The 22,341-nt window shown below is 75.1% G+C and carries 19 protein-coding genes; 10 read left to right on the top strand and 9 right to left on the bottom strand.

The window, feature by feature from the left end; all coding sequences use genetic code 11:
- Positions 1–33 precede the first annotated feature (33 nt).
- From ABGB11_RS15280 to ABGB11_RS15260, 5 genes are read left to right on the top strand one after another with little or no spacing between them, the layout of a single operon-like run.
- Positions 34–1,326, top strand: coding sequence for an SWIM zinc finger family protein (locus ABGB11_RS15280; RefSeq protein WP_347633092.1), 1,293 nt, complete (start codon positions 34–36; stop codon positions 1,324–1,326).
- Positions 1,323–2,882, top strand: coding sequence for a DUF5691 domain-containing protein (locus tag ABGB11_RS15275; RefSeq protein ID WP_347633090.1), 1,560 nt, complete (start codon positions 1,323–1,325; stop codon positions 2,880–2,882). Before ABGB11_RS15280 ends, ABGB11_RS15275 begins: the two co-directional genes overlap by 4 nt.
- A gap of 23 nt (positions 2,883–2,905) precedes the next feature.
- Positions 2,906–4,009 (top strand): AAA family ATPase, encoded by a 1,104-nt coding sequence (locus ABGB11_RS15270; RefSeq protein WP_347633298.1) that lies wholly within the window; start codon positions 2,906–2,908, stop codon positions 4,007–4,009.
- On the top strand, positions 4,006–6,333 hold the full coding sequence (locus ABGB11_RS15265) for a DUF5682 family protein (RefSeq protein WP_347633088.1): 2,328 nt from the start codon (positions 4,006–4,008) through the stop codon (positions 6,331–6,333). Before ABGB11_RS15270 ends, ABGB11_RS15265 begins: the two co-directional genes overlap by 4 nt.
- 15 nt (positions 6,334–6,348) lie before the next feature.
- Positions 6,349–7,536, top strand: a complete 1,188-nt coding sequence (locus ABGB11_RS15260) for a VWA domain-containing protein (RefSeq protein ID WP_347633086.1) — start codon at positions 6,349–6,351, stop codon at positions 7,534–7,536.
- A gap of 7 nt (positions 7,537–7,543) precedes the next feature.
- Here ABGB11_RS15260 and ABGB11_RS15255 read toward each other — a convergent pair whose 3' ends face one another.
- Positions 7,544–8,995, bottom strand: a complete 1,452-nt coding sequence (locus tag ABGB11_RS15255; RefSeq protein ID WP_347633084.1) for a serine/threonine-protein kinase — start codon at positions 8,993–8,995, stop codon at positions 7,544–7,546.
- A 99-nt stretch (positions 8,996–9,094) separates the two neighbouring features.
- Here ABGB11_RS15255 and ABGB11_RS15250 point away from each other — a divergent pair, with 99 nt between their 5' ends.
- From ABGB11_RS15250 to ABGB11_RS15240, 3 genes are read left to right on the top strand one after another with little or no spacing between them, the layout of a single operon-like run.
- The gene (locus tag ABGB11_RS15250; RefSeq protein ID WP_347633082.1) at positions 9,095–10,156 is read left to right on the top strand and encodes a DUF6777 domain-containing protein; all 1,062 of its coding nucleotides are present in this window, start codon (positions 9,095–9,097) and stop codon (positions 10,154–10,156) included.
- A gap of 25 nt (positions 10,157–10,181) precedes the next feature.
- Positions 10,182–10,616 (top strand): metalloregulator ArsR/SmtB family transcription factor, encoded by a 435-nt coding sequence (locus tag ABGB11_RS15245; protein WP_347633080.1) that lies wholly within the window; start codon positions 10,182–10,184, stop codon positions 10,614–10,616.
- Positions 10,613–11,632, top strand: a complete 1,020-nt coding sequence (locus tag ABGB11_RS15240) for a cation diffusion facilitator family transporter (protein WP_347633078.1) — start codon at positions 10,613–10,615, stop codon at positions 11,630–11,632. The genes ABGB11_RS15245 and ABGB11_RS15240 overlap by 4 nt, the downstream gene beginning before the upstream one ends.
- A gap of 10 nt (positions 11,633–11,642) precedes the next feature.
- Here the strand turns inward: ABGB11_RS15240 and ABGB11_RS15235 are convergent, their stop codons facing one another.
- The 3 genes from ABGB11_RS15235 to ABGB11_RS15225 form a co-directional block, all read right to left on the bottom strand.
- Positions 11,643–12,827: a glycoside hydrolase family 5 protein gene (locus ABGB11_RS15235; RefSeq protein ID WP_347633076.1), complete on the bottom strand. Its 1,185-nt coding sequence runs from the start codon at positions 12,825–12,827 to the stop codon at positions 11,643–11,645.
- Positions 12,828–12,986: 159 nt separating this feature from the next.
- Positions 12,987–13,874: an amidohydrolase family protein gene (locus ABGB11_RS15230; protein WP_347633074.1), complete on the bottom strand. Its 888-nt coding sequence runs from the start codon at positions 13,872–13,874 to the stop codon at positions 12,987–12,989.
- Positions 13,875–13,894: 20 nt separating this feature from the next.
- Positions 13,895–14,896, bottom strand: coding sequence for an alpha/beta hydrolase family protein (locus tag ABGB11_RS15225; RefSeq protein WP_347633296.1), 1,002 nt, complete (start codon positions 14,894–14,896; stop codon positions 13,895–13,897).
- 163 nt (positions 14,897–15,059) lie between these two features.
- Here ABGB11_RS15225 and ABGB11_RS15220 point away from each other — a divergent pair, with 163 nt between their 5' ends.
- Positions 15,060–16,046, top strand: a complete 987-nt coding sequence (locus tag ABGB11_RS15220) for a diacylglycerol kinase family protein (protein ID WP_347633072.1) — start codon at positions 15,060–15,062, stop codon at positions 16,044–16,046.
- A gap of 6 nt (positions 16,047–16,052) precedes the next feature.
- Here the strand turns inward: ABGB11_RS15220 and ABGB11_RS15215 are convergent, their stop codons facing one another.
- Positions 16,053–16,619 carry a PadR family transcriptional regulator gene (locus ABGB11_RS15215; RefSeq protein WP_347633070.1) on the bottom strand — a complete coding sequence of 189 codons (567 nt, stop codon included), beginning with the start codon at positions 16,617–16,619 and terminating at the stop codon, positions 16,053–16,055.
- A 62-nt stretch (positions 16,620–16,681) separates the two neighbouring features.
- Positions 16,682–17,536 carry an aldo/keto reductase gene (locus ABGB11_RS15210; protein ID WP_347633068.1) on the bottom strand — a complete coding sequence of 285 codons (855 nt, stop codon included), beginning with the start codon at positions 17,534–17,536 and terminating at the stop codon, positions 16,682–16,684.
- A 96-nt stretch (positions 17,537–17,632) separates the two neighbouring features.
- Between ABGB11_RS15210 and ABGB11_RS15205 the strand changes: the two genes are divergently transcribed.
- The gene (locus ABGB11_RS15205) at positions 17,633–18,298 is read left to right on the top strand and encodes a DNA-binding response regulator (protein WP_347633066.1); all 666 of its coding nucleotides are present in this window, start codon (positions 17,633–17,635) and stop codon (positions 18,296–18,298) included.
- A 34-nt stretch (positions 18,299–18,332) separates the two neighbouring features.
- Here the strand turns inward: ABGB11_RS15205 and ABGB11_RS15200 are convergent, their stop codons facing one another.
- Genes ABGB11_RS15200 through ABGB11_RS15190 form a run of 3 tightly spaced genes read right to left on the bottom strand, consistent with a single transcriptional unit; the run spans position 18,333 to position 22,293 of the window.
- Positions 18,333–18,725 (bottom strand): hypothetical protein, encoded by a 393-nt coding sequence (locus ABGB11_RS15200; protein WP_347633064.1) that lies wholly within the window; start codon positions 18,723–18,725, stop codon positions 18,333–18,335.
- On the bottom strand, positions 18,725–21,055 hold the full coding sequence (locus ABGB11_RS15195) for a DUF4132 domain-containing protein (protein WP_347633062.1): 2,331 nt from the start codon (positions 21,053–21,055) through the stop codon (positions 18,725–18,727). Before ABGB11_RS15195 ends, ABGB11_RS15200 begins: the two co-directional genes overlap by 1 nt.
- Positions 21,055–22,293 (bottom strand): DUF4132 domain-containing protein, encoded by a 1,239-nt coding sequence (locus tag ABGB11_RS15190; RefSeq protein ID WP_347633061.1) that lies wholly within the window; start codon positions 22,291–22,293, stop codon positions 21,055–21,057. The genes ABGB11_RS15195 and ABGB11_RS15190 overlap by 1 nt, the downstream gene beginning before the upstream one ends.
- Positions 22,294–22,341 lie beyond the last annotated feature (48 nt).

Here is a 22,341-nt window from a genome sequence, read left to right as displayed (position 1 = left end):
TGAGTGTCCGAGGCCGCCGATAGTTTCGGTGGTGTGAGCGAACGATGGTCTCGGGAGCAGGTGGTCGGGCTCGCACCCGACGCGGCGGCCGCGAAGGCGGCGGGCGGCGTCGCCAAGCCCGCCAAGTGGAGCCGTACGGGCTGCGACGACGAGGCCGTCTGGGGCGAGTGCCAGGGCAGCGGGAAGTCCGTCTACCGGACGTGCGCCGACCTGACCGGCCCCGCCTTCTGCTGCACCTGCCCGAGCCGGAAGTTCCCGTGCAAGCACGGTCTGGGGCTGCTGCTCCTGTGGGCGGACGCCGTGGTGGAAGGCGGGCCGCGGCCGGAATGGGTCGCCGAATGGGTGGAGGACCGGCGAGAGCGCGCCGGGAAGGCCGCCGAGAGGCGGGCGGCGGCGACGGCCAAGGCCCGGGATCCGAAGACGGTGGAGCGGCGGGCGCGGCGCGTCGACGACGGGGTGGCCGAGCTCGACCAGTGGCTGCGCGACCAGGTCGCGCACGGGCTGGCCCAGGCGGAGAAGGCCCCCTACCGGCTGTGGGACGACGTGGCGCGGCGGCTCGTCGACGCGCAGGCGAGCGCCCTCGCCGGGCAGGTCAGGGGGCTCGCGTCGGTCCCGCGGCGGCCCGGGTGGCCCGACCGCCTGCTGGAGGAGTACGCGCTGCTGCGGCTGCTCGTCCAGGCCTACCGGCGGCGTGACGAGCTGCCCGGCGGGTTGCGCGAGACCGTCCGTTCGCGGGTGGGCTTCACCGTCTCGCAGGACGACGTGCTCACCGAAGGGGAGCGCGTCCGGGACCGGTGGACGGTGACGGGGGCGCACGACACCGCGCAAGACCTGCTGACCACGCGGCGGGTGTGGCTCCAGGGGCGGACAGGGCGTCCCGCGCTCGTGCTGTCCTTCGCCGCGCCGGGCACGTCTCTGGACACGTCGCTCGTCGTGGGTACGGAGGTCGATGCGGAGCTGGCCTTCTATGCGGGTGCGCAGCCGCTGCGGGCGCTGGTCGCCGAACGCCAGGGGACGGCCCTGGCGGCCGCGCCGCGCGGGGCCTCCGTCCGGGCGTTCCTGGACGAGCACGCGGCGGCCCTCGCGCGGGACCCCTGGCTGGACCGGTGGCCCGCGACGCTGGCGGACGTCCGCCTGGCCCGTGCGGGAGGGGACCTGTACGTGGTCGACGACGCCGGCGACGCGCTGCCGCTCCGGATGGGCGATCCGTGGCGGCTGCTCGCGCTGTCGGGCGGCGGGCCGGTGACGATGGCCGGCGAGTGGAGCCCGCGCGGCCTGCGCCCGCTGACCGCATGGCACGAGGACGAGGGGACGGTGATCCTGTGAGCGCGTGGAACGAGCACGTCACCGCGGCGCTGCTCGGTACCGAGCGCCGCGACCCGCCCGTCCTGGCGGAGGCGCCCGCCGGTAACGGCGACCCGGCGGGACGGCTGCTCGACCAGGCGGCGCTGCTGGCCGTGCGGCGGCGGGCCGGGCGCGCGCCGGCGGCGGTCGCGCCCGAGCCGGTGGCGCTCGCCCCGGTGGAGGACGCGCCGGTCGTGCCGACGGCCGCGGCGGCGCGGCTGCGGCGGATCCTCGGCGGGGAGCAGATCCGGGTGCTGCCCGAGTGGCTGGACGCGGCGGCGGCGCGGGGCTTCCGGGTGCCCGCGCAGTCGCTTCCCGACCTGCTGGAGCGGGGCCGCGGCGACCGGGTGCTGCGGGCGCCCATCGCGCGGGCGTCCGGGAGGCGCGGTGTCTGGCTGGCGCTGCAGAACACCGACTGGGCCTACCTGGTCGGCTCGGGGGACGACCCCGGCGGCGGTCCCGAGGTCTGGGAGACCGGGACCCGCAACCGCCGCGTGGCCTACCTGACCAGGCTGCGCCGCACCGAGCCGGAGAAGGCGCGGGAGCTGCTGCGCGGGACGTGGGCCAAGGAGCCCGCGCCCGACCGCGCGGCCTTCCTCGCCACGTTCGAGCACGGCCTCTCGCCCGACGACGAGGAGTTCCTCGAGGACGCCCTGGAGGACCGCGGCAAGGACGTCCGGCAGCTCGCGTCCGACCTGCTGGCCCGCATGCCGGGATCGGCCTACGGGGAGCGGATGGCGGCGCGTGCGCGGGCCTGCCTGATCCCGCGGACCCGCACGGTGCGCGGCCGCACGCAGACGTGGATCCAGGTGGAACCGCCGCAGGCCCACGGCGAGGACCTGGCGCGCGACGGCGTCCCCTTCCACCCCAGCGGGTCGTTCGCGCCGCGGGGCGGGGGCTCGCCGGTCGGGACGCGGGCGGCGTGGCTCCGCGAGATCCTCGCCCGCACCCCGCTGTCCACCTGGACGGACCTGTTCGGGCTGCCGCCCATGGAGATCGTCTGCCTGCCCTTCGGCGCAGCCGCCGGGAGCCCGGGACGGTCGTCCGGCCGGAACGACGCCGTGTCGGACTCGGACGGGCGCGACGTCCACATCGGGTGGGCGAGGGCCGCGCTCGGCCAGCACGACACCGAGTGGGCGCGGGCGCTGCTGAAGGGCGGCGTCATGGTGGACGAGCCGGAGGCGCTCGCCGACCTGCTCTCGGTCCTGCCCGGGGGCGAGCGCGACGCGGCGGCGGCCGACCTGATCCGCTGGGTCGAGGGGCGGCCCGACCTCCTGCGGGTGCTCGAACGGGTCCCCGGGCCGTGGACGGGGCCGCTCGCGGCGGCGGTGGTCGCGACGCTCTCCCTGTCCGCCGAGCGCCCCACGCGGCGCGACGAGCATCTGGTCACCCAGCTGTGCCGGCTGGCCGACCAGCGGCTCGACCCCGCCGCCGCGGGGCGGCTGGAGGAGCTGGAGCCGGCCGCCCCGCGCGCCGTCACCGACCTGACCGCGACCCTGCGGTTCCGCGACGAGATGCTGAAGGAGCTCACCCCGTGACAGACAAGCCTGCATCGGAGGGCCTGGGAGGCCGGCCCGACGCGGAGGACGGCGCCGTCCTCCGGCCGCACGCCGAGCAGCAGTACGCCGGTGAGCTGGCCCGGCTGGCCGAGCACGACGACCGGCCCCGGCCGCCCGGCTGGCGGCTGTCGCCGTGGGCGGTCACCACCTACCTGCTCGGCGGCGAGCTGCCGGACGGGACGGCGATCAGCCCCAAGTACGTGGGGCCGCGGCGGCTGATGGAGGTGGCGGTGGCGACGCTCGCCACCGACCGGGCGCTGCTGCTCCTCGGCGTCCCCGGCACGGCCAAGACGTGGGTGTCGGAGCATCTCGCCGCCGCGGTCAGCGGCGACTCCACGCTGCTCGTGCAGGGGACGGCGGGCACGGCGGAGGAGGCCATCCGGTACGGGTGGAACTACGCGCGGCTGCTCGCCGAGGGGCCGTCGGAGAGGGCGCTGGTGGAGAGCCCGCTGATGCGCGCGATGCGGCGCGGCGCCGTCGCCCGCATCGAGGAGCTGACCCGGATGCCGTCCGACGTCCAGGACACGCTGATCACCGTGCTGTCGGAGAAGACGCTGCCGGTGCCCGAGCTGAGCACCGAGGTCCAGGCCCGCAAGGGGTTCACGGTCATCGCGACCGCCAACGACCGCGACCGGGGCGTGAACGAGCTGTCCAGCGCGCTGCGCCGCCGCTTCAACACCGTCGTGCTGCCGCTCCCGGAGAGCGTCGAGGACGAGGTCGGCATCGTCGCCCGCCGCGTCGACCAGATCGGCGCCGGGCTGGAGCTGCCCGAGGCCCCGGCGGGGCTGGAGGAGATCCGCCGCGTGGTCACGGTGTTCCGGGAGCTGCGGTCCGGGGTCACCGCGGACGGCCGCACCAAGCTCAAGTCGCCCAGCGGGACGCTCAGCACCGCGGAGGCCATCTCCGTGATCACCAACGGGCTGGCGCTGGCCGCGCACTTCGGCGACGGGGTGCTGCGCGCCGCCGACGTCGCGGGCGGGATCGTCGGCGCGGTCGTCCAGGACCCGGTGTCCGACCGCGTCGTGTGGCAGGAGTACCTGGAGGCGGTCGTCCGCGACCGTCCCGAGTGGCGCGACTTCTACCGCGCCTGCCGGGAGGTCTCTTGAGCCAGGTCGAGGTCTTCGGCGTCCGGCACCACGGGCCGGGGTCGGCGCGTGCGCTGCGCGGCGCGCTGGAGGACTTCAAGCCCGACGCGGTGCTGATCGAGGGGCCGCCCGAGGCCGACCCCATCGTGGCGCTCGCCGGCGACCCCGGGATGGTGCCGCCGGTGGCGCTGCTCGCCTACTCCCCCGCTCCGGAGGACGGCGACCGCAGGGCCGCGTTCTGGCCGTTCGCCGAGTTCAGCCCCGAGTGGCAGGCGATCCGGTACGCGCTGTCGACGGGCGCGCAGATCCGGTTCTGCGACCTGCCGGCGGCGAACCAGCTCGTCCCGGCCGGCGACGAAGCGGACGACGACGAGGCCGCCGAGCCCGAACCGGCCGGGGAGGCCGGGCCGCCCCCCGCGGACTCCGAGGCGCCTGCGGACTCCGAGGCACCCGCGGCCGTGGAGGGCATCCGGCTCGACCCGCTGGGCTGGCTGGCGAAGGCGGCCGGCTACGACGACGCCGAGCGCTGGTGGGACGACGTCGTCGAGCACCGCGGCGACGGCCCCTCCCCGTTCCCCGCCATCGCCGAGGCCATGGCGGAGCTGCGCGCCCAGCTGGCCGCGCTGCCGGACGAGGCCGCGTCCGCCGGGCTGCCGGCCGGCCACCTGCGGCGCGAGGAGCAGCGGGAGGCGCACATGCGCCGGACGCTGCGCCGTACGCTCAAGGAGGGTTACGAGCAGGTCGCCGTGGTCTGCGGGGCCTGGCACGTCCCGGCGCTGCGGGCGAAGGTCCCGGCGACCCGCGACGACCGGACTCTGCGCGGGCTGCCGAAGACGAAGGTCGCGATGACCTGGGTGCCGTGGACGCACGGGCGGCTCGCCGGGCGCTCCGGGTACGGCGCGGGGGTCCGCTCCCCCGGCTGGTACCACCACCTGTTCACGGCCCGCGACCGGCCGATCGAGCGCTGGCTCACCGATGCCGCCCGCGTCCTGCGCGAGGAGGACCTGCACGTCTCCTCCGCGCACGTGATCGAGGCCGTCCGGCTGGCCGAGGCGCTGGCCGCGCTGCGCGGGCGCCCCCTCGCCGGGCTGGACGAGGTCACCGAGGCGACCCGGGCCGTCCTGTGCGAGGGCGCCGACCTCCCCGTGGAGCTGATCCAGAAGCGCATGGTGGTCGGCGAGCGGCTCGGCGCCGTCCCGGAGCGGACCCCGATGGTGCCGCTCCAGCGCGACCTGCAGGCCGAGCAGCGGCGGCTGCGGCTGAAGCCGTCCGCGGTCGGCAAGGAGCAGGACCTCGACCTGCGCAAGGCCACCGACCTGGAGCGCAGCCGCCTGCTGCACCGCCTCCGCCTGCTGGACGTCGACTGGGGCGTCCCGTCCGAGAGCCGCTCCAAGGGGACGTTCCGCGAGACCTGGACGCTCGCCTGGCGCCCCGAGTTCGACGTCGAGCTGATCGAGGCCGGGGCGTGGGGCACCACCGTCCGCGGCGCGAGCGCCGCCCGCGCGCGGGCGCTGGCCGCGGACGCCGCCACCCTCGCCGAGCTGACGGCGGTGGCCGAGCGGTGCCTGCTGGCCGACCTCGGCGACGCGCTGCCCGCCGTCATGCGGGCCCTCGCCGACCGCGCCGCCGTCGACACCGACGTCGCGCACCTGATGGCCGCGATGCCCGCGATCGTGCGGGCGCTGCGCTACGGCGACGTCCGCGGCACGTCCACCGGCCCGCTCCGCACGGTCGTCGACGGCCTCGTCGTCCGCGTGTGCGTGGGCCTCCCGCCGGCCATCACCGGCCTGGACGACGACGCCGCCCGCGAGTTCCTCGGCCATGTCGACGACGTCCACGGCGCCCTCGCCCTGCTCGCCGACGAGGGGCACATCGAGCGGTGGCGCCGCACCCTCGAAGGCGTCCTCGCCCGCCCGGACACCCTGCACGGCCTGATCGAGGGCCGCCTCACCCGCCTCCTCCTCGACGCCGGGCGCCTGCCCGACGTCCCCGCCCGGATGGCGCGGGCCGTGTCCGTCGGAGCCGCGCCGGACCGCGCCGCCGCCTGGGTCGAGGGCTTCCTGTCCGGCGGCGGCCTCATCCTGATGCACGACGCGGCCCTGCTGGAGCTCGTGGACGCGTGGATCGCCGGCCTCCCCGGCGACTCGTTCACCGACGTCCTCCCCCTCCTGCGCCGCACCTTCGGCGCCTACCCGGCCGCCGAACGGCGCGCGATCGGCGAGCGGCTCCGCCGCCGGGACGAGCCCGCCGCCGGCGCCTCCTCCGACGAGGACGGCATCGACGAGACCCGTGCGGCCCCGGCCGCGGAGACCGCACTGCGAATCCTCGGCTGGACGCACGCATGAGACGGAGGGGCGACGGTGAACGCTGAGAGCATCGAGGACGGCGGCGACCGGCTGCGGCGGTGGCGGCTGGTGCTCGGCGGCGACCAGGCCGACGGGACCGGGGTCACGCCGGCCGGCGACGACGCTCGGATGGACGGGGCTCTGGAGAAGCTCTACGGCGCGGGCGGGGACGAGGGCCGGCCCCGGCCCGGGCGGCGCAGCGCCGGGCTCGGCGACTCCGCGCCGTCGGTGGCCCGCTGGCTCGGCGACATCCGCACGTACTTCCCGTCCAGCGTCGTGCAGGTGATGCAGAAGGACGCGATCGAGCGGCTCGACCTGACCCGGCTGCTGCTGGAGCCGGAGATGCTGGACGCCGTCGAGCCGGACGTGCACCTGGTCGGGACGCTGCTGTCGCTGAACCGGGTGATGCCCGACAAGGCCAGGGAGTCGGCGCGGGCGGTCGTGCGGAAGGTCGTCCAGGAGCTGGAGCGGCGGCTCGCGCAGAAGACGCGGTCGGCCGTCGGCGGCGCCCTCGACCGGTCCGCGCGGGTGCTGCGGCCGAGGCGGCTCGCGGACGTCGACTGGGACCGGACGATCCGCGCGAACCTGCGGCACTACCTGCCCGAGCACGGCACGCTCGTCCCGGAGCGGCTGATCGGGTACGGGCGGCGGCAGCAGGCCGTCAAGCGGGACGTCGTCCTCGCGATCGACCAGAGCGGCTCGATGGCGGCGTCGGTGGTGTACGCGAGCGTGTTCGGGGCGGTGCTGGCGTCGCTGCGGTCGCTGCGGACGTCACTGGTCGTGTTCGACACGAACGTGGTGGACCTGACCGACCAGCTGCACGACCCGGTCGAGGTGCTGTTCGGCACGCAGCTCGGCGGCGGCACCGACATCAACCGCGCGATCGCGTACTGCCAGGGGCTCGTGGCGCGGCCGGCCGACACGATCCTCGTGCTGGTCAGCGACCTGTACGAGGGCGGGATCCGGGACGAGATGCTGCAGCGGGTCGCGGCGCTGACGGCGGCGGGCGTGCAGGTCGTGGTGCTGCTCGCGCTGTCGGACGAGGGCGCGCCCGCCTACGACCACGACAACGCCGCGGCGCTGGCGGCGATGGGCGTCCCGGCGTTCGCGTGCACGCCGGACGCGTTCCCGGGGCTGATGGCCGCCGCGATCGAGCGCCGCGACCTGCGGGAGTGGGCCGAGCGCGACGCGGCGTCCGGCTGACGGCCCGTCAGCCGGACGGCCTGGACAGGCCGCGGGCGAGCAGGACCACCACGAGCGCGGTCAGCACGGCGTGCCCGGCGAGCGCGGACGCCTGCACCTCGACCAGGGCGCCCCACGCGCCCCACATCGCGACGCGGACGACCCGCGCGGCCATGACGGTCCAGGCGGCGGGGCGGCTGCCGCGCCAGGCGAGGATCACCGCGACGAGCGTCACCACGGCGACGACGGCGAACGAGGAGGCGACCACGGGCAGCAGGCCACCGCGGTGGCCCTCGGTCAGGGCCGGCCGAGCGATCAGGATGGCGAGGGCGAGGACGTCCAGGGCGGCGAGGAACCCGGCGAGCAGCAGGCCGGTCACGACCGCGGGGCCGCGCCGCAGCGTCCGGCCGGGCGCGGCCGGGACCGGCTCCGGCCAGGGCGGCCCGGCGCGCCCGGCGGTGAAGCCGGGCGGCGCGTGCGCCGTTTCCGGGAGGGTTCCCGGGCCGTCGCCGCCGGTGATCTCGACGGCGGGCCCCGGCGCGGGGGCCGGGGCGGTCGGGGCGGAGGCGTCCGGGATGGGAGAGGCAGGGATGGGAGAGGCAGAGGTGGGGGCGGTCGGGGCGGCGAGGCGCTCGGTCGGGATCTCCAGCCGGGCGTGCTTCTCGCGCTCGCCGAGGAGCCAGAGCAACACGTCCTCGGAGGCGGGCCGGGCCTTCGGGTCCTTGGCGAGGCAGGCGGCGGCGACCTCGGCGAGCGGGCCCGGCAGGGCGCTCAGGTCGGGCGTCTCGTGCATGATCCGGTACATCACGGTGGGCAGTGGGCCGCCCGCGAACGGGTCGCGCCCGGTGGCGGCGAACAGCAGGGTGCCCGCCCAGGCGAACAGGTCGGTGGCCGGGCCGACCCGCCCGGAGAACTGCTCGGGCGCCATGTAGGCGGGGGTGCCGACGACCTGGCTGGTCAGCGTGGCGCCCGCGTCGAAGGCGCGGGCGATGCCGAAGTCGATCACGCGCGGCCCGTCCGGGCCCATCAGGACGTTCTGCGGCTTGAAGTCGCGGTGCACGATGTTGGCGCGGTGGATCGCCGACAGCGCCGTCACCGAGCTGATCGCCAGCCGCTCCAGGCCGGCGCCGGTGCGCGGGCCCTCCTCCAGCACGAGCGCGCGCAGCGACGGGCCGGGGACGTACTCGCTGACGATGTACGGCCGGTCGCCCGCCATGTCGGCGGCGAGCATCTGCGCGGTGCAGAACCCGGCGACCCGCTCCAGCAGCGCCAGCTCGCGGACGAACCGCTCCCGCGCGCCGGCGTCGCCGAGGAGCTGGGCGTGCAGCAGCTTGACGGCCACGCGGGACGGCCCGGACCCCTCCCGCAGCGGGCGACCGAGATACACCACGCCCTGGCCGCCGGTCCCGATCCGGCCGAGCAGCTCCCAGCCGCCGAGCCGGGTGGGATCGGCGGCGGTCAGGGGAACCGTGCCCGCCATTCGTACCCCCGCGAAAATTCGAGCATTCCGCCGGGCACAAATCCGCCCCGCCCGGCATCAAAGAGTATAGGTTCGGCGAGCCCGGGGTGGGAGAGACGCATGCTGGAGATCCATTCGCTAATTGCCCGGCACGGGGGCGCGGCGCGTCCGGTCGCGGGCGCCCTCGCGGCCCTCGCGCTGGCGGCCGGTGCGCTGTCGGGATGCGGGGACGCGGGTGCGACCATCACGCGGCTGACGGTGGGATCGCCGGGCCCCGATCCGTACACGCTTGCGTCCAACACCGACGAGATGAAGGTGAAGAAGCGGCCGCGGGCGGGCGGAACGCAGGACGGCGACTCCCCCGGCCTGTACGGCGGGACGCGGCGGGCGGCGACCTGCGACCAGCAGAAGCTGATCGCGTTCCTGCAGGCCAACCCGGAGAAGGCGCGGGCGTGGGCGGGCGTGCAGGGCATCCCGGTGAGCGACATCCCGCGGTACGTGTCGCGGCTGACCCCGGTGCTGCTGCGCACCGACACCCTCGTCACCAACCACGGCTTCCACAACGGGAAGGCGACGCGCGGGCCCGCCGTCCTCCAGGCCGGAATGGGAGTTCTGGTCAATGGTTACGGGGTGCCCACGGTGAAGTGCAATTGCGGGAATCCGCTGACCCGACCGGAGAAAAAGATCTCCACGCGGAACGCGTCCTACAGTGGCCGATCCTGGCCGGGATTCGAGAAGCGGAATGTGACCCGGATCCGCCCGAGGGATTCCCGGAAGGGAACGATCGAGACCTACGTCCTCGTCGACCCCGAGGGGACGATGGGGTTCGAGCGGCCCCGCGCCACCATCGGGCCGGCGGACGGGCCGCCGGCCGAGCTGCCGGCCACCGAGACCGAGGTGCCGACGAGCGACTCGCCCGCACCGGAGGACTCCGGCCTGGAGTCGCCCGGGACGCCGTCGCCGGGAACCGGGTCCCCGGGGCCGGAGTCGCCCGGCACCGGGGAGCCCGGCCCGGAGACCTCCGAGCCGGGGACCCCCGGCACCGAGCCGGCGACCGGGGAGCCGGGAGTGCCGACGGGCGACCCGGGTACGGAGACGGGTGGGCTGGAATCACCCGTGGACGCGCCGCAGGCTCCGATCTCGCTGCCGCCGGCGGAGGAGCCCACCCCCTCCGTCACCTGAGGCGGCCGTGCGATAGATTGCACATATGAGCAGTGCTTCAGATGTAGCGGCCGCCGTGCCCGCGCAGGCGCCCGCCGGGACGTCCGCGGCGGCGCCCGCCGACGCCTGCGCCGTCCGCGTGGTCGACGCCGAGAAGGTCGCCGTCGTCTCCGCGTCCCTGCCGGACGCGGAGACGGTCACCGAGGTGGCGCAGGTGTTCGGGCTGCTGTCCGACCCCGGGCGGCTGCGGGTGATCACCGCACTGCTCGAAGGGGGCGAGATGTGCGTGTGCGACATCGCGGCGGCCTGCGGGCACTCGGAGTCGGCGGTCTCGCACGCGCTGCGCCTGCTGCGCGCCAACCGCGTCGTCCGGGTCCGCCGGGCCGGCCGGATGGCCTACTACCGGCTGGACGACTCGCACGTCCGGATGCTGCTCGACCTCGCCCTCACGCACGTCGGCCACGGGGAGGAGGCTCCATGACCGCCGGCCGGAACCCCGCGTCGAACGGCCGCGAGCACGGGCACGGACACGGGCACGCCGTCTCGGCGGGCGCCGACCGGCGGCTGCTGACGGGCGCGCTGGTGCTGATCCTCGCCTACATGTCCGGCGAGGTCGTCATCGGCTTCCTCGCCTCCTCGCTCGCGCTGATCACCGACGCCGCGCACATGATGACGGACGCGTTCGCGATCGCGCTGGCACTGGTCGCGATGCGGATCGCCGCGCGCCCGCCGAAGGGCGGCTACACCTTCGGCCTGCGCCGCGCCGAGATCCTTTCCGCGCAGCTGAACGGGCTGACGCTGATCCTGCTCGCCGTCTACTTCGTCTACGAGGGCGTCCGGCGGCTGATCGAGCCGCCCGCGGTGGAAGGCCACTTCGTCTTCTGGACGGCCCTCGCGGGCATCGCCGTCAACGTCGCGGCGACCGTGCTGATCAGCCGGGCCGACCGGCGGAGCCTGAACGTCGAGGGCGCGTTCCAGCACATCCTGAACGACCTGTTCGCGTTCATCGCGACCGCGATCGCCGGCCTGGTCGTGTGGACGACCGGCCTCGCCCGCGCCGACGCGGTCGCCTCGCTGGTGGTCGCGGCGCTGATGCTGAAGGCCGGATACCGGCTGCTGCGGGACGCCGGCCGGGTGCTCATGGAGGCCGCGCCCGCCGGGATGGACCCGTCCGAGCTGGGCGCCCGGCTCGCGGAGCGCCCGTGCGTGGAGGAGGTCCACGACCTGCACGTGTGGGAGGTCAGCTCCGGCTACCCGGCGCTGTCCGCGCACGTGCTCGTCGACATCCAGGGCGACTGCCACGCCGTCCGCCGCGACCTGCAGGAGCTGCTGCGCGCCTCGTACGGGATCACGCACACGACGCTGGAGGTCGACCACGTGGACGAGCCCGACGGCGGCGGACCGCAGGGGCACTGCGACGACCCGCACGGCCCCCGCCACGTGGCGGAGGGCGGGGAGCCGCACGAGCACGCGGGCAGCGCGCCCTGCGATCACTAGCGGAGCGCCGTCAGGCCGCCGCGGCCGGGACGCGCTCGGGGTCGCCCGCGCCGAGCAGGTACGGGGCGAGGTAGGCCTGCTTCGCCGTGTTCACCGTCGTCCAGTCGTCGTTGAGGATGCCACCGGTGTCACCGGAGTTCGGGTTCCACGACCAGTAGGTGAACGAGATCCCGCCCGTCCCCTCGCCGAGATAGGCCATCAGGGTGCGCAGCCAGGTCTGGTCGCGCGGGTCCCTCAGCGTCGTCCCGAACTCGCCCAGCAGGACGGGCGCGACGTCGTTCTTGTAGAGGTGGCCCCAGTTCTTGTCCCAGATCCCGGCCATGTTGGACGGGAAGGACGGGTCGTCGAACCACGGCTGCGGATAGACCGACGTGGCGTAGTCGTGCGCGGAGTAGACGAGCCGGTTCGGGACGTCCAGCCGCACCGGATCCTGGGCGGCGCCCTGGAGGTTGCCGCCCCACCAGTAGTTGTCGCCTCCGTGGTCGTTGACGCCCTCGACGATGATCAGCCAGTTCGGGTTGGCGGCCAGGATGGCGTTGCCGGCCCGCTCGGCGGCGAGCCGCCAGTCCCGGGCCATGTCGCCGCAGCCCCAGCAGGCCGGGGAGTGCGGCTCGTTGTGCAGGTCGGCGCCGATGACCGTGGTGTCGCCCGCGTAGTGCCGGGCGAGCATCGTCCAGTCGGAGATCCAGCGCGACTCGGGGTAGGCGGCGGTGTACCAGAGCGCGGACTGCCCGCCGGAGTCCGGGCGGTGCCGGTCGAGGACGACCTTGAGCCCGATCCGTCCCGCGTAGTCGACGATCTTGTCGAGGATCCCCAGCCCGTCGAGCCCCCGCAGGTCCGGGTTCTTGGTGTAGTCGATGCTGTTCGGCGTGCTGCCCGGATCGAACAGCTGGCTGCTGTACGGCAGCCGGAGCGTGTTGTAGCCCAGGCTCCTGATCTGGTCGAGCATGTCCGTGTAGCCGCGCGACCAGAGGCCGTGCGGGGTGTAGTTGGACGTCTCGGCGCCGAACCAGTTGATGCCCGTCATCCGCACCGCCCGGCCCTCCGCGTCGAGCAGCTGCCGGCCGCTGGTGTGCCAGTACCCGGTGCCCGCGGCGGCGCGCGCCGCCTCCGGCGCCGCGGGGACGGACACCAGCGCCAGCAGGGCGGCCAGGACGATCAGGAGGATGCGGCCGCGCCGCAGCGCCGCGGTCATGCTCGTTCTCCTCTTCCGGGACACATGGGGGATCCTCTCGGGTTGCGTGGGAGCGCTCCCAAGGTCACGGCGCCGGCGCCGCGTGTCAAGGCGGGCATGCCCGGCTCCACGGTGACCAGGTATCACGCGTGAAAACCCGTGAAACGGCCCGCCCGGCCCCTACGACAGGCCGAAGAGGCGGGCGGGGCCGTGCCAGCAGACCGAGCGCATCCAGTCGTCGCCGAAGTCCAGGGCGGCCAGCGACTCCAGCTGGTGCGCGTACTCGTAGGGGATGTTGGGGAAGTCGGTGCCGAGCAGGACGCGCCCGTCCAGGCCCAGCTCGCGCAGCCGGGGAAGGAGCGCGGCCGGGAACTCGGCGAGCGCCGCGAACCGGGTGAAGACCATCGTCGTGTCGAGGTGGACGCCCTCGTACTGGCCGGCGAGGGCGAAGAAGCCCTCGAACTCCGGCGCGCCCAGGTGGGCGACGATCGCGGTGAGCCGCGGGTGGCGGGCCAGCACCTCGCCGAACGGGCCGGGGCCGGTGTAGCCGTTGGCGACCGGGCCCGACCCGGCGTGCACCAGGGCAGGCACGCCGGCCTCGGCGAGCATCCCCCACACCGCGTCCAGCTCCTTGACGCGCGGGTCGAACCCGCCGACCTGGAGGTGGACCTTGACGACGCGGGCGCCCGACTCCAGGGCGCGGCGCACGTAGTCCTCGACTCCCGGCTCGGGGTAGAAGGTCGCGGTCTGGACGCAGTCGGGGACGCGGGCGGCGAACTGGGCGGTCCAGTCGTTGAGCGACTCGGCCATCCCGGGCCGGTGCGGGTAGGTCAGCGAGGTGAAGGCGCGGACGCCGAGGCCGCGCAGGAACGCCAGCCGCTCCTCCTCCGAGTCCCGGTAGCGGATCGGCCACTCGGTGCCGATCAGCGGGCCCGCCTCGTCGAAGTACCCCCAGACGGCGCTCATCAGCCGCGGCGGCATGAAGTGGACGTGGACGTCGATGATGCCGGGCAGCCCGAGCGCCCGCCAGAACGCGGGGACAGCGGAATCAGAACGGGGTTCGGTCACGCCTCGACCCTAGCCGGAGCTCAGGTGATCTCGGCGAGCAGGGCGGGCAGAGCCGCGCGCAGCTCGCGCCGCCAGTAGGGCCAGCTGTGCGTGCCGCGGTAGAAGTGGGTGGTGACCGGGATGCCGAGCTTCTTCAGCTTGCCGGCGAACTCCAGGGAGACGGTGCGGGCGAGCATCTCCAGGGTGTCGGTGCCGACCGCGGGGCGCGGATCGTAGGGGCCGGGCAGGCCGTCGCCGGCGCTCACGTGCACCCGGACGCCCGCGAGCCGGCCCGCGAGGTCGAACGGGTTGTGCTGCCGCCACACGACGCGCTGCTCGTCCGGGTCGCCCCAGACGTCGGTCCAGTCGAGGGACGGCGCGCCGATCGCGACGCCCAGCTCGACCAGGTCGGCGACGTCGAGCCCGCACGGGTCGCGGTGCAGCGTGTGGAGGGGCCCGCTGAACGACGCCGCCGCCCGGAAGTAGCCGCGGTGCCGGGCCGCGTACGCCAGGGCGCCGAGGCCGCCCATCGCGTTCCCGGCGACCGCGCGGTCGGGCCCGGCGCGGTACCCCCGCTCCAGGATCTGCCGGAGCTCGGCGAGGTGGAAGGTCTCCCACTTGGGCGCGCCGCCGTCGCCGCCGTTCCACCAGTCGGTGTAGCTTCCGCACGGACCGCCGTCCGGCATCACGACGATCACGTCGGCGTCCTCGGTGAGCTCCTCGATGTCGCTGTGGTCGGTCCACACGGTGTGGCCGTCCCGGCCGGCGCCGGCCCCGTGCAGGAGCCAGAGCACCGGCCAGGTGCGGGAGGCGTCCCGCGACCAGCCGCGGGGCAGCAGGAGGCGGGCGTGCACGACGCCCTCCAGGACGGGCGAGCGGATCGCCAGGTCGAGCACGCGGCGGCGGGGGCGGCGCTCGCCGACCACGGCCGCGCCGTCGTCGGCGGGGGCACCGGGCGGGGCCGTCCCGCCCGCGGCGATGGACGCCGTCAGCCCGGCGACCGCCACGATGAGTCCCGCTCCCGCCCAGCCCCGCAGCCGCATGGTCACGCCCCGGTCATTCAGATGTTCGCCTGATATAAGGGTTCCCGCCGACGACCATGTTTCAACGCTGTGTAATCGGTTTATAAAGTGCCGGGCCGGGTTTCGGTCCATCGTGGACAGTCATGCCGTGAAGGGGGCGACCGGTCGGATGCGGAGCGTCGGGATGCGGAGCAAGGCGGAGCTGGAGTCCGCGATCGCGGGCGGTGGCCGCGCCGTCCTGGTGATCAACTCCCGCTCGCGCCGGGGCCGCCGGCGCTACGGCGCGGCCCGCCGGCTGCTGCGCGAGGCGGGGCTGGAGTTCCCGCACGTCTTCCCGGTGACCGACCCGAGCCGGCTGCGCGAGCTGTTCGCCGACATCCTGGCGCTGGAGCCCGACCTGGTCGTGGTCGGCGGCGGGGACGGCACGATCGCCGAGGCGGTCGGGCACCTGGCGCACCGTGACATCGCGCTCGGCGTGCTGCCGCTCGGCACCACCAACAACTTCGCCCGCAGCCTGGAGCTGCCGCTGGACCTGCCCGGCGCGGTCGCGACGCTCGCCCTCGGCCGGCCGGGCGGCGGGAAGGTCGCGGACGTGGACGTCGGCTGGTTCGAGTCCACCGGCGACCCGCAGGGCGAGGGGCCCGGCGCCGACCGCGAGCACATCTTCGCGAACATGGTCAGCCTCGGCCTGTCGGTCGAGGTCGCCGGGCATGTCCCGCACACCCTCAAGCGGTTCCTCGGCCGGCCCGCGTACGCGCTGACGGCGGCGCGGCTGCTGCCCCGGCACGAGGCGTTCACCGCCCGGATCCGGATCGGCGACGAGGTCCGCGAGCTGCCCACGCACCAGCTGAACATCGCCAACGGCGCGCACCACAGCGGGCAGCGCATCGCCCGCGACGCCAGCCCCGACGACCGGCTGCTGGCCGTCTACCGGCTGGGCGACGAGCGGCGGCTGCGGCTGGCGTCGGCGACGGCCCGGCACGTCCTCACCGGGCAGTGGCGGAGCCTCGCCGAGGACGCGTTCCTCACCACCGCGGAGGTCGAGATCGAGACCGACCCGCCGCTGCGGGTGGACGTGGACGGCGAGATCCGCGGCCGCACCCCGGTCTCGATCAAGCTGCGCGGCAACGCGCTGCGGGTGATCGTTCCGCGCACGTTCACCGACACCTGACCGGGCTCAGGGGCGCGGCGGGGCCTCGTCCGCCATCACGTAGGCGCCCGCCTCCAGCCGTTCGATCACGCCGCGCGTCCACACGGCGGCGGAGTCGGCGGAGTGCACCCACCAGCCGAGCAGCTCGCGCAGGTGGTCCGAGGGGTCCTGCTCGTCCTGGGGCGGGGCGATGGACGCGCGCCAGCGGGCGAGGCCGTCCAGCCGCTCGCGCAGCAGCGCGACCGCCTCGGCGCGCGGCAGCTCGGTGAGGAATCCGAGCCCGGCCGTGAGCATCTCCGGGTGCCGGACGTCGACCGCGGAGATCGCGCAGCGCAGCAGCCGGAAGAACTCGGCCCGGCCGGCGTCGGTGATCTCGTAGTCGGTGTGCGGCGGCCCGGCCTCGCTCTCCTCCACGTCGTGCGCCCGCAGCAGGCCCTCCTTGGCCAGCTGCCTGAGCGCGTGGTAGATCGAGCCCGGATTCACATGGGCCCACTCGTCCGAGCCCCACGAGATGAGCTCCCTGCGGACCTCGTACCCGTGGGCCCGCCCGAACCGCCGCACTCCGCCGAGTACCAGCAGCCGCGTCGTCGACATCCTCGCCCCCTGATCCCAAACCTGTTCAGGGTAGAGGGTCCGCCCCGATCGCGGCGCGGCCATCAGCGTTTCAGGGCCGCGAGGTCCTCCGGGGTGAGGGCCAGCCCCGCGGCGGCGGTGTTCTCCTCCAGGTGGTCCGGGGAGCCGGTGCCGGGGATCGCCAGCATCACCGGCGAGAGGGCGAGCAGGCCCGCGAGGAGGACCTGCGCGACGGTCGCGCCGTGCCGGCCGGCGATCGCGCGGACGCGCGCGTCGTCGGGGATGCCGAAGCCGCCGAGCGGGAAGTAGGGCGCGTAGGCGATGTGCTCGCGCTCGCACACCGCCAGAAGCGCGGTGTCCTGCGGCTGCGTCACGTCGAACCGGTTCTGGACGGCGGCGACGGGCGCGATCCTCCGGGCCTCGTCCAGCTGGGCCCCGGTCACGTGGCTCAGCCCCAGGTGCCGGATGAGCCCCTCCTCCCGCAGCCCGGCGAGGACCTCGAAGCGCTCGCCGATCGGCTCGTCCGACGGCGCCTCCAGGCCGCCCGGACGCAGGTAGACGAGGTCGAGCCGGTCGAGTCCCAGCTCGGTCAGGTTCCGCTCCACCTCCGAGCGCAGCCGGGACGTCTCGAGCTGCCCCGACGGGTACGGGTCGCCCGGCCCCCGGTACGGGCCCACCTTCGTGGCGATGACGAGGCCGGGCGGGTAGGGGGCGAGCGCCGCGCGGATCAGCTCGTTCGCCGCCGGGCCGTCCGGGTGGTAGTAGAACGCGGCGGTGTCGATGTGGTCCACGCCCAGCTCGACCGCCCGGCGCAGGATCTTCAGGCCCGTCTCGCGGTCGTTCGGCGGGACGTCCAGACCGCTCGCGGGCAGCCGCATCGCGCCGAAGCCCATCCGGTTGATCCGCAGGTCCCCACCGAGATCGAAATGCTGTGTCATGCGGCCCACTGTGCTGCGGCGCCCCGTCCGGGACGAGCGGCTGGCAGGTTGCTGCCAGCGCGGCGCCTTGGCGGGCGCGTGGCAGACTGAGGGGTGATGAGCGTTGATCTGGACCGGAATGTCGTGCTGCGCGGCGAGGCGGAGCTGGCCGAGCGCGCCGGGCCGCTGTTCTTCGCGAGCGAGGAGTTCGCCTGCGCCGCGACGGACCTGAACACCTGGGCCCTGCCGGGGTTCCGGGAGCGGATCGTCGCCGAGCGGCGCAGGCTCCGCCCCGGACCGGACGCCTACAAGCTCTACAACCCGGCGGCGCTCGCGGACGAGGAGTCCGAGCGGCACCTGCTGGAGCTGGCGGGCGGCGGGGCCCGGGTGCGGATCTGCACCGCGCCGCTCCCGCACGAGACGATCATCGTGGACCGGCGGGTGGCGATCCTCGCGGGACCGCCCGAGGCCGGCGTCCGCGAGTACACGGTCGTCCGGTCGCCGGGCGTCGTGAAGGGCGTCGTGTCGCTGTTCTGGGCGACGTGGGACAAGGCGGCCGACCTCGCCGACTACCGGCGCGACCGGCCGCCCTCGCTGAGCGAGGAGAGCCGGGCCATCCTGCGGCTGCTCGGCGGCGGGCTGAAGGACGAGGCCGCGGCGCGCCGGCTCGGCATGTCGCTGCGCACCTACCGGCGCCGCGTCGCGGAGATCCTCACCCTGCTGAACGCCGGCTCCCGCTTCCAGGCGGGCCTGCGCGCCAAGGAGTACGGCCTGATCAGCTGACGCTCAGACCGGCTCAGATTCGGAGCGGCCGGGGTCAGCCGCCGGCCAGCGGGACCAGCTTGACGAAGACCAGGTCGGGGTCCGCGCCGAGGTCGATCTCCTCGTCGAGGTCCTCCACCTGCCGGTCGCCGGCGAGCATGAAGAACCCGTTGCGCAGGAACGCGCGCTCGGCGATGTCGGCCTGCCGCTCCCAGTCGATGCGGCGGGCCTCGCGCAGCCGGTAGCCGTTCAGCTCCGCCTCGGCGTCGTCGGGGCGGACGAGGCCGGTGAACCGGTCGGACGGCCGCGCGTTGTGCCGGGCGACCTCCTCGCGGACCCGGAGCCGGATCAGCTCCCGGGCCGTCATCCGCGCCGGCAGCCCCGCCACCTGGAACTCGGCGACCGGCGCGCCGGTCGCCGTCTCGTCCCGGAACGTCACCTCGGCCATCACGCACCTCGCTTGATCTGCGACAGGATGGACTCGTCGCCGATCCTGTCGTCGGCGGCGAGCAGGAACGCCTTGCTCAGGATGAGGGAGAGCCGCTCGTCCTCGAACGGCAGGAAGACCTTGGCGGCGGACGTGCGGCGCTCGGGGACGATGCACAGGAACGCGTCGTCCGGCTCCATCACGATGTTCGCCGAGCCGAGGTGGATCTTGTAGGTGCGCAGCTCGCCCTTGACGACCAGGTGGCGCCCGTCGATCGTGCAGCGGTCGGCGATCTTGGTCTTGGGCAGGATGCGCTCCAGAGCGTCCGTGCGCGTCCGCGTGGACTCGCCGAAGTCCGCGTACCACGCGCGCACCCAGTACTCGTGCGCCTCGCCGTCCTCCCACATGGGGTCCGCGGCGATCGAGGTGACGCCGACGAACAGGTCGACGTCGCGCATCGCCTCGCTCAGCACCAGCGGGGGGACGTCCGCGAGCGGCGCCTCCCGCCAGGCGCCGTCGGCGCGGCGGTCGAACACGACCCGGTTCGTCCCGGCGATCTCCTGCTCGCCGGCCCAGTCGGCGAGGACGTGCGAGAAGCGCACCCGCCACTCCCCCGCCGCCAGCGTCCGCATCGCCTCGTCCGAGCCGCCGCCGTCCCACGGGCCGAGCAGGCGGCTGGTCCAGCCGCGGGCCCGGAACAGCGCGAACATCCGCCGGTAGTGGACGAGGTGCGCGGCGAAGCGGTTGGAGTGGGTCCGGGTCTCCTCCTCGGCCGGGGTGAGCAGGTAGATCTCGCGGAACGCCTGCTTGAACGGCTGCCGGATCCGCCGGTCGACGAGGAGGTCGCGCCAGGCCCGCACCTCGTCCGGCGACGCCCCGATCGGGTGCCACAGCCGGACGGGAGCGTCGTCGGGGGCGCCCGGGAGGTCGCCGGCGGCCGGAAGGACGTCCCGCAGCTCGCCGGGGGCGACCTCGATCCGCCAGATCAGGGCGCGCACCACCGGCCCGGCGATCGGGTGCCGGACCAGCGTGTCGCGCCACTCGCCGAACGGGCGGGCCGCGTCGACGGTGAAGCCGCCCTCCAGCGCCCGCGCGAGCGTGGCGAGCTGGGCGTCGACGCGTTTGACCAGGTCGCGCAACTCCTTGACCTCGCCCTTGTGGTCGCGGCGGACGGCCGCGGGGACGCTCTTCAGCGTCGTGCCGTCCTTCTCGAAGGCCAGCGCCGCCTTGCCCTCGGCGACGGAGACGACGGCCGTGTGGCCGGACAGCTCGCGGCGCAGGACGCCGTCGGCGTCGAAGCCGAGGTCGGGAAGCCGCAGCGCGACCTCGGTGCGCTCCGCGAGCGCCGCCTCGATCTTCTTCAGCATCTTGTCGAGCTGTTTGGGCACGCCCTTGTGCCGGACGGCCCCGCGGACGGTCCGGAGCGCGGTGACCAGCTCCGGGGCCGGGAAGTCCTGCGCCGCCCGCGCGATCTCGTACAGCAGGCCCTGCGACGGCAGCGACTTCGCCTCGGTCGGCGCGACGCAGATGTCGGGGAGGACGCGGTCGAAGAAGGCGGGGAGCCACGGCTCGTCCCGCATCAGCATCAGGCGCGCGGCCCGGCCGAGGGTCGCCACCTCGTCGGACGTGAACGCCTTGTCCGCGCGGTAGGGCACCTCGCCGGCCTGGATCGCGCGGGCCCGGTCCGCGGCGGCCTCAAGGGCGCGGCGGGCGAACGCTACGCAGGCGGGGATCTCCGCGACGCGCTCCCACACGTCGGGGAGCGGCGGCGGGGAGGTGTAGGAGTGGGCATGGTCGAGCTCGGTGAGCAGGACCCGCTCCCGCGCGCCGAGCCCGACGACGACGTCGAGCTCGTCCAGCGCGATCGGGCCCGCTTTGAGGTCGCGGAGCCGCTTCGCGGTCGTGCGCAGGACGTCGTCGCCCGCGAGCCCGGCGACCGCGAGGAGCGCGAACGGCTGGTCGGTGCGGTCGGCGTCCAGGCGGAACCCGACCAGCGTGCGGGCAGGGGCGGAGACGTCCGGCCACGGGCCGGTGCAGCGCAGCAGCGCCCCCGCGCCCAGGGTCAGGTCGGCCCACCTGCGCGTCTCCAGCCCCGCGACGAGGCTGGCGAACATCCGCTCGCACGCCTCCGGCGTGTAGCGCGGCTGGCGCCGCTTGGCCTCGTCCTCGACCCGGAACCGGACCGAGGTCGACACGAACGGCTTCCCGCGGCCGACCGCGTAGGCGGCCGGCATGAGCGTGCCGAGGTCCTCGTCGGAGAGCCGGTCCAGGCCCGGGTCCCAGGTGCGGAACTCCTCGTCCTCCGGCGCCGGGTCGGTCATGGCGCGCAGGAGCCGGGCGGTCAGGTCCATCAGGCACCCTTCTTGATCTGCCGCAGGACGGTCTCGTCGGTGATCTTGTGGTCGGCGGCCAGCAGGAACGCGGTGCCGAGGATCCGCGTCAGCAGCTCGTCCTCGACCGGCAGGAACAGGCCCTTCCGCCGCGGCCGGCGGACCGGCTCGACGCGCAGCCGGTCGTTGCCGGGCTCCATCAGCACGTCCCCGGTCGCCAGGTGGATCCGGTAGGTGCGCAGCCCGCCGCGGACCACGAGGAACCGGCCGTCGACCGCGCAGCGGCCGGCGATCCGCGTGCCGGGCAGGACCCGGCGCAGCACGTCGCCGCGGATCTCGGCGCTCGCCGGAAGCCCGCCGGACGGTTCCTGCCCGGTGTCCGGGGCCACCCGCAGGAACAGGTCGGCCTCCCGCATCCCCTCGCTGAACACCAGCGGCGGCACGTCCGCCGGCGCCGTCTCCCGCCAGCGGCCGGCGACCCGCCGCTCGAACCGCACGCCGCCGCGCCCGGGGTGGCGGCCGACCCGCCACCCTCCCTCGGCGAGGACGCGGCGGATCTCGCCGTCGAGGGGGCCGGCGCCGCGCGGCTCCGCGGCGGCTCCGGGTGCCCCGGCCCGGTAGGTCTCGCGGAAGGCCTGCGGGAACGACTGCGTCATCCGGTTGCCGGTCACGAAGTCGCGCCAGGCCCGGACCGCGCCCGGGAACGCCCGCGCCGGATGCCACAGCCGGACCCGCGCCCCGGCGGCCGGTACGGGCAGCGCGCGGCCGTCCACGGTCACCAGCACGTCCTCGCCGGGGGTGGCGGCCCGCCAGAGGCCGTCCGGCGTCTCGAACTCCCAGACCAGGCCGCGCGCGACCATGCCGGTGACCGGATGGTCGCGGTGGTGCCGGCACCACCGCGCGTACGGCCAGGTGCGCTCGACCGCCATCAGCGCCTCGACCCGCGTGCGCTCGGCGGCGAGCGTCGCCCGAACCTGCCGCATCAGCGTCTTCAGCTCCTTGACCTGCGCCGCGAACACCACCTTGAGCGCGCCCGGCACGGTCGGCAGCGGGTGCCCGTCCGCGCCGATGAACGCGAGCCGGACGGTCAGCGGGTCGGTGATCGCGAGGACCGCCTGGTAGCCGCCGACGTCGCGGACGAGCGTGCCGTCCCGGCCGAGGCCGTGCGCGGGCACGCCGCTCTCGGCCGGCTCCGCCGGTGGGATGCCGCGGCGCGGTGCGTTGGGCGCGTCCTGGTGCGCCCGGAGGTCGTCGGACATGAGGTGATCTTTCCAGAAGGCGCCGTCGGCGCCGGGACGGTTCGGCTG

Source organism: Actinomadura sp. B10D3 (assembly GCF_039871695.1).
GTDB classification, from domain to species: domain Bacteria; phylum Actinomycetota; class Actinomycetes; order Streptosporangiales; family Streptosporangiaceae; genus Spirillospora; species Spirillospora madurae.
The sequence above is the reverse complement of the archived record's forward strand: the minus strand, read 5'-3'. Positions and strand labels throughout refer to the sequence as shown.

What these genes read in the sequence shown, in the direction of transcription:
- ABGB11_RS15255 (WP_347633084.1), bottom strand. Translation starts at nt 8,995, where the DNA reads ATGGCGGGCACGGTTCCCCTGACCGCCGCCGATCCCACCCGGCTCGGC.
- ABGB11_RS15250 (WP_347633082.1), top strand. Translation starts at nt 9,095, where the DNA reads ATGCTGGAGATCCATTCGCTAATTGCCCGGCACGGGGGCGCGGCGCGT.
- ABGB11_RS15245 (WP_347633080.1), top strand. Translation starts at nt 10,182, where the DNA reads ATGAGCAGTGCTTCAGATGTAGCGGCCGCCGTGCCCGCGCAGGCGCCC.
- ABGB11_RS15240 (WP_347633078.1), top strand. Translation starts at nt 10,613, where the DNA reads ATGACCGCCGGCCGGAACCCCGCGTCGAACGGCCGCGAGCACGGGCAC.
- ABGB11_RS15235 (WP_347633076.1), bottom strand. Translation starts at nt 12,827, where the DNA reads ATGACCGCGGCGCTGCGGCGCGGCCGCATCCTCCTGATCGTCCTGGCC.
- ABGB11_RS15225 (WP_347633296.1), bottom strand. Translation starts at nt 14,896, where the DNA reads ATGCGGCTGCGGGGCTGGGCGGGAGCGGGACTCATCGTGGCGGTCGCC.
- ABGB11_RS15220 (WP_347633072.1), top strand. Translation starts at nt 15,060, where the DNA reads ATGCGGAGCAAGGCGGAGCTGGAGTCCGCGATCGCGGGCGGTGGCCGC.
- ABGB11_RS15215 (WP_347633070.1), bottom strand. Translation starts at nt 16,619, where the DNA reads ATGTCGACGACGCGGCTGCTGGTACTCGGCGGAGTGCGGCGGTTCGGG.
- ABGB11_RS15210 (WP_347633068.1), bottom strand. Translation starts at nt 17,536, where the DNA reads ATGACACAGCATTTCGATCTCGGTGGGGACCTGCGGATCAACCGGATG.
- ABGB11_RS15205 (WP_347633066.1), top strand. Translation starts at nt 17,633, where the DNA reads ATGAGCGTTGATCTGGACCGGAATGTCGTGCTGCGCGGCGAGGCGGAG.
- ABGB11_RS15200 (WP_347633064.1), bottom strand. Translation starts at nt 18,725, where the DNA reads ATGGCCGAGGTGACGTTCCGGGACGAGACGGCGACCGGCGCGCCGGTC.
- ABGB11_RS15195 (WP_347633062.1), bottom strand. Translation starts at nt 21,055, where the DNA reads ATGGACCTGACCGCCCGGCTCCTGCGCGCCATGACCGACCCGGCGCCG.
- ABGB11_RS15190 (WP_347633061.1), bottom strand. Translation starts at nt 22,293, where the DNA reads ATGTCCGACGACCTCCGGGCGCACCAGGACGCGCCCAACGCACCGCGC.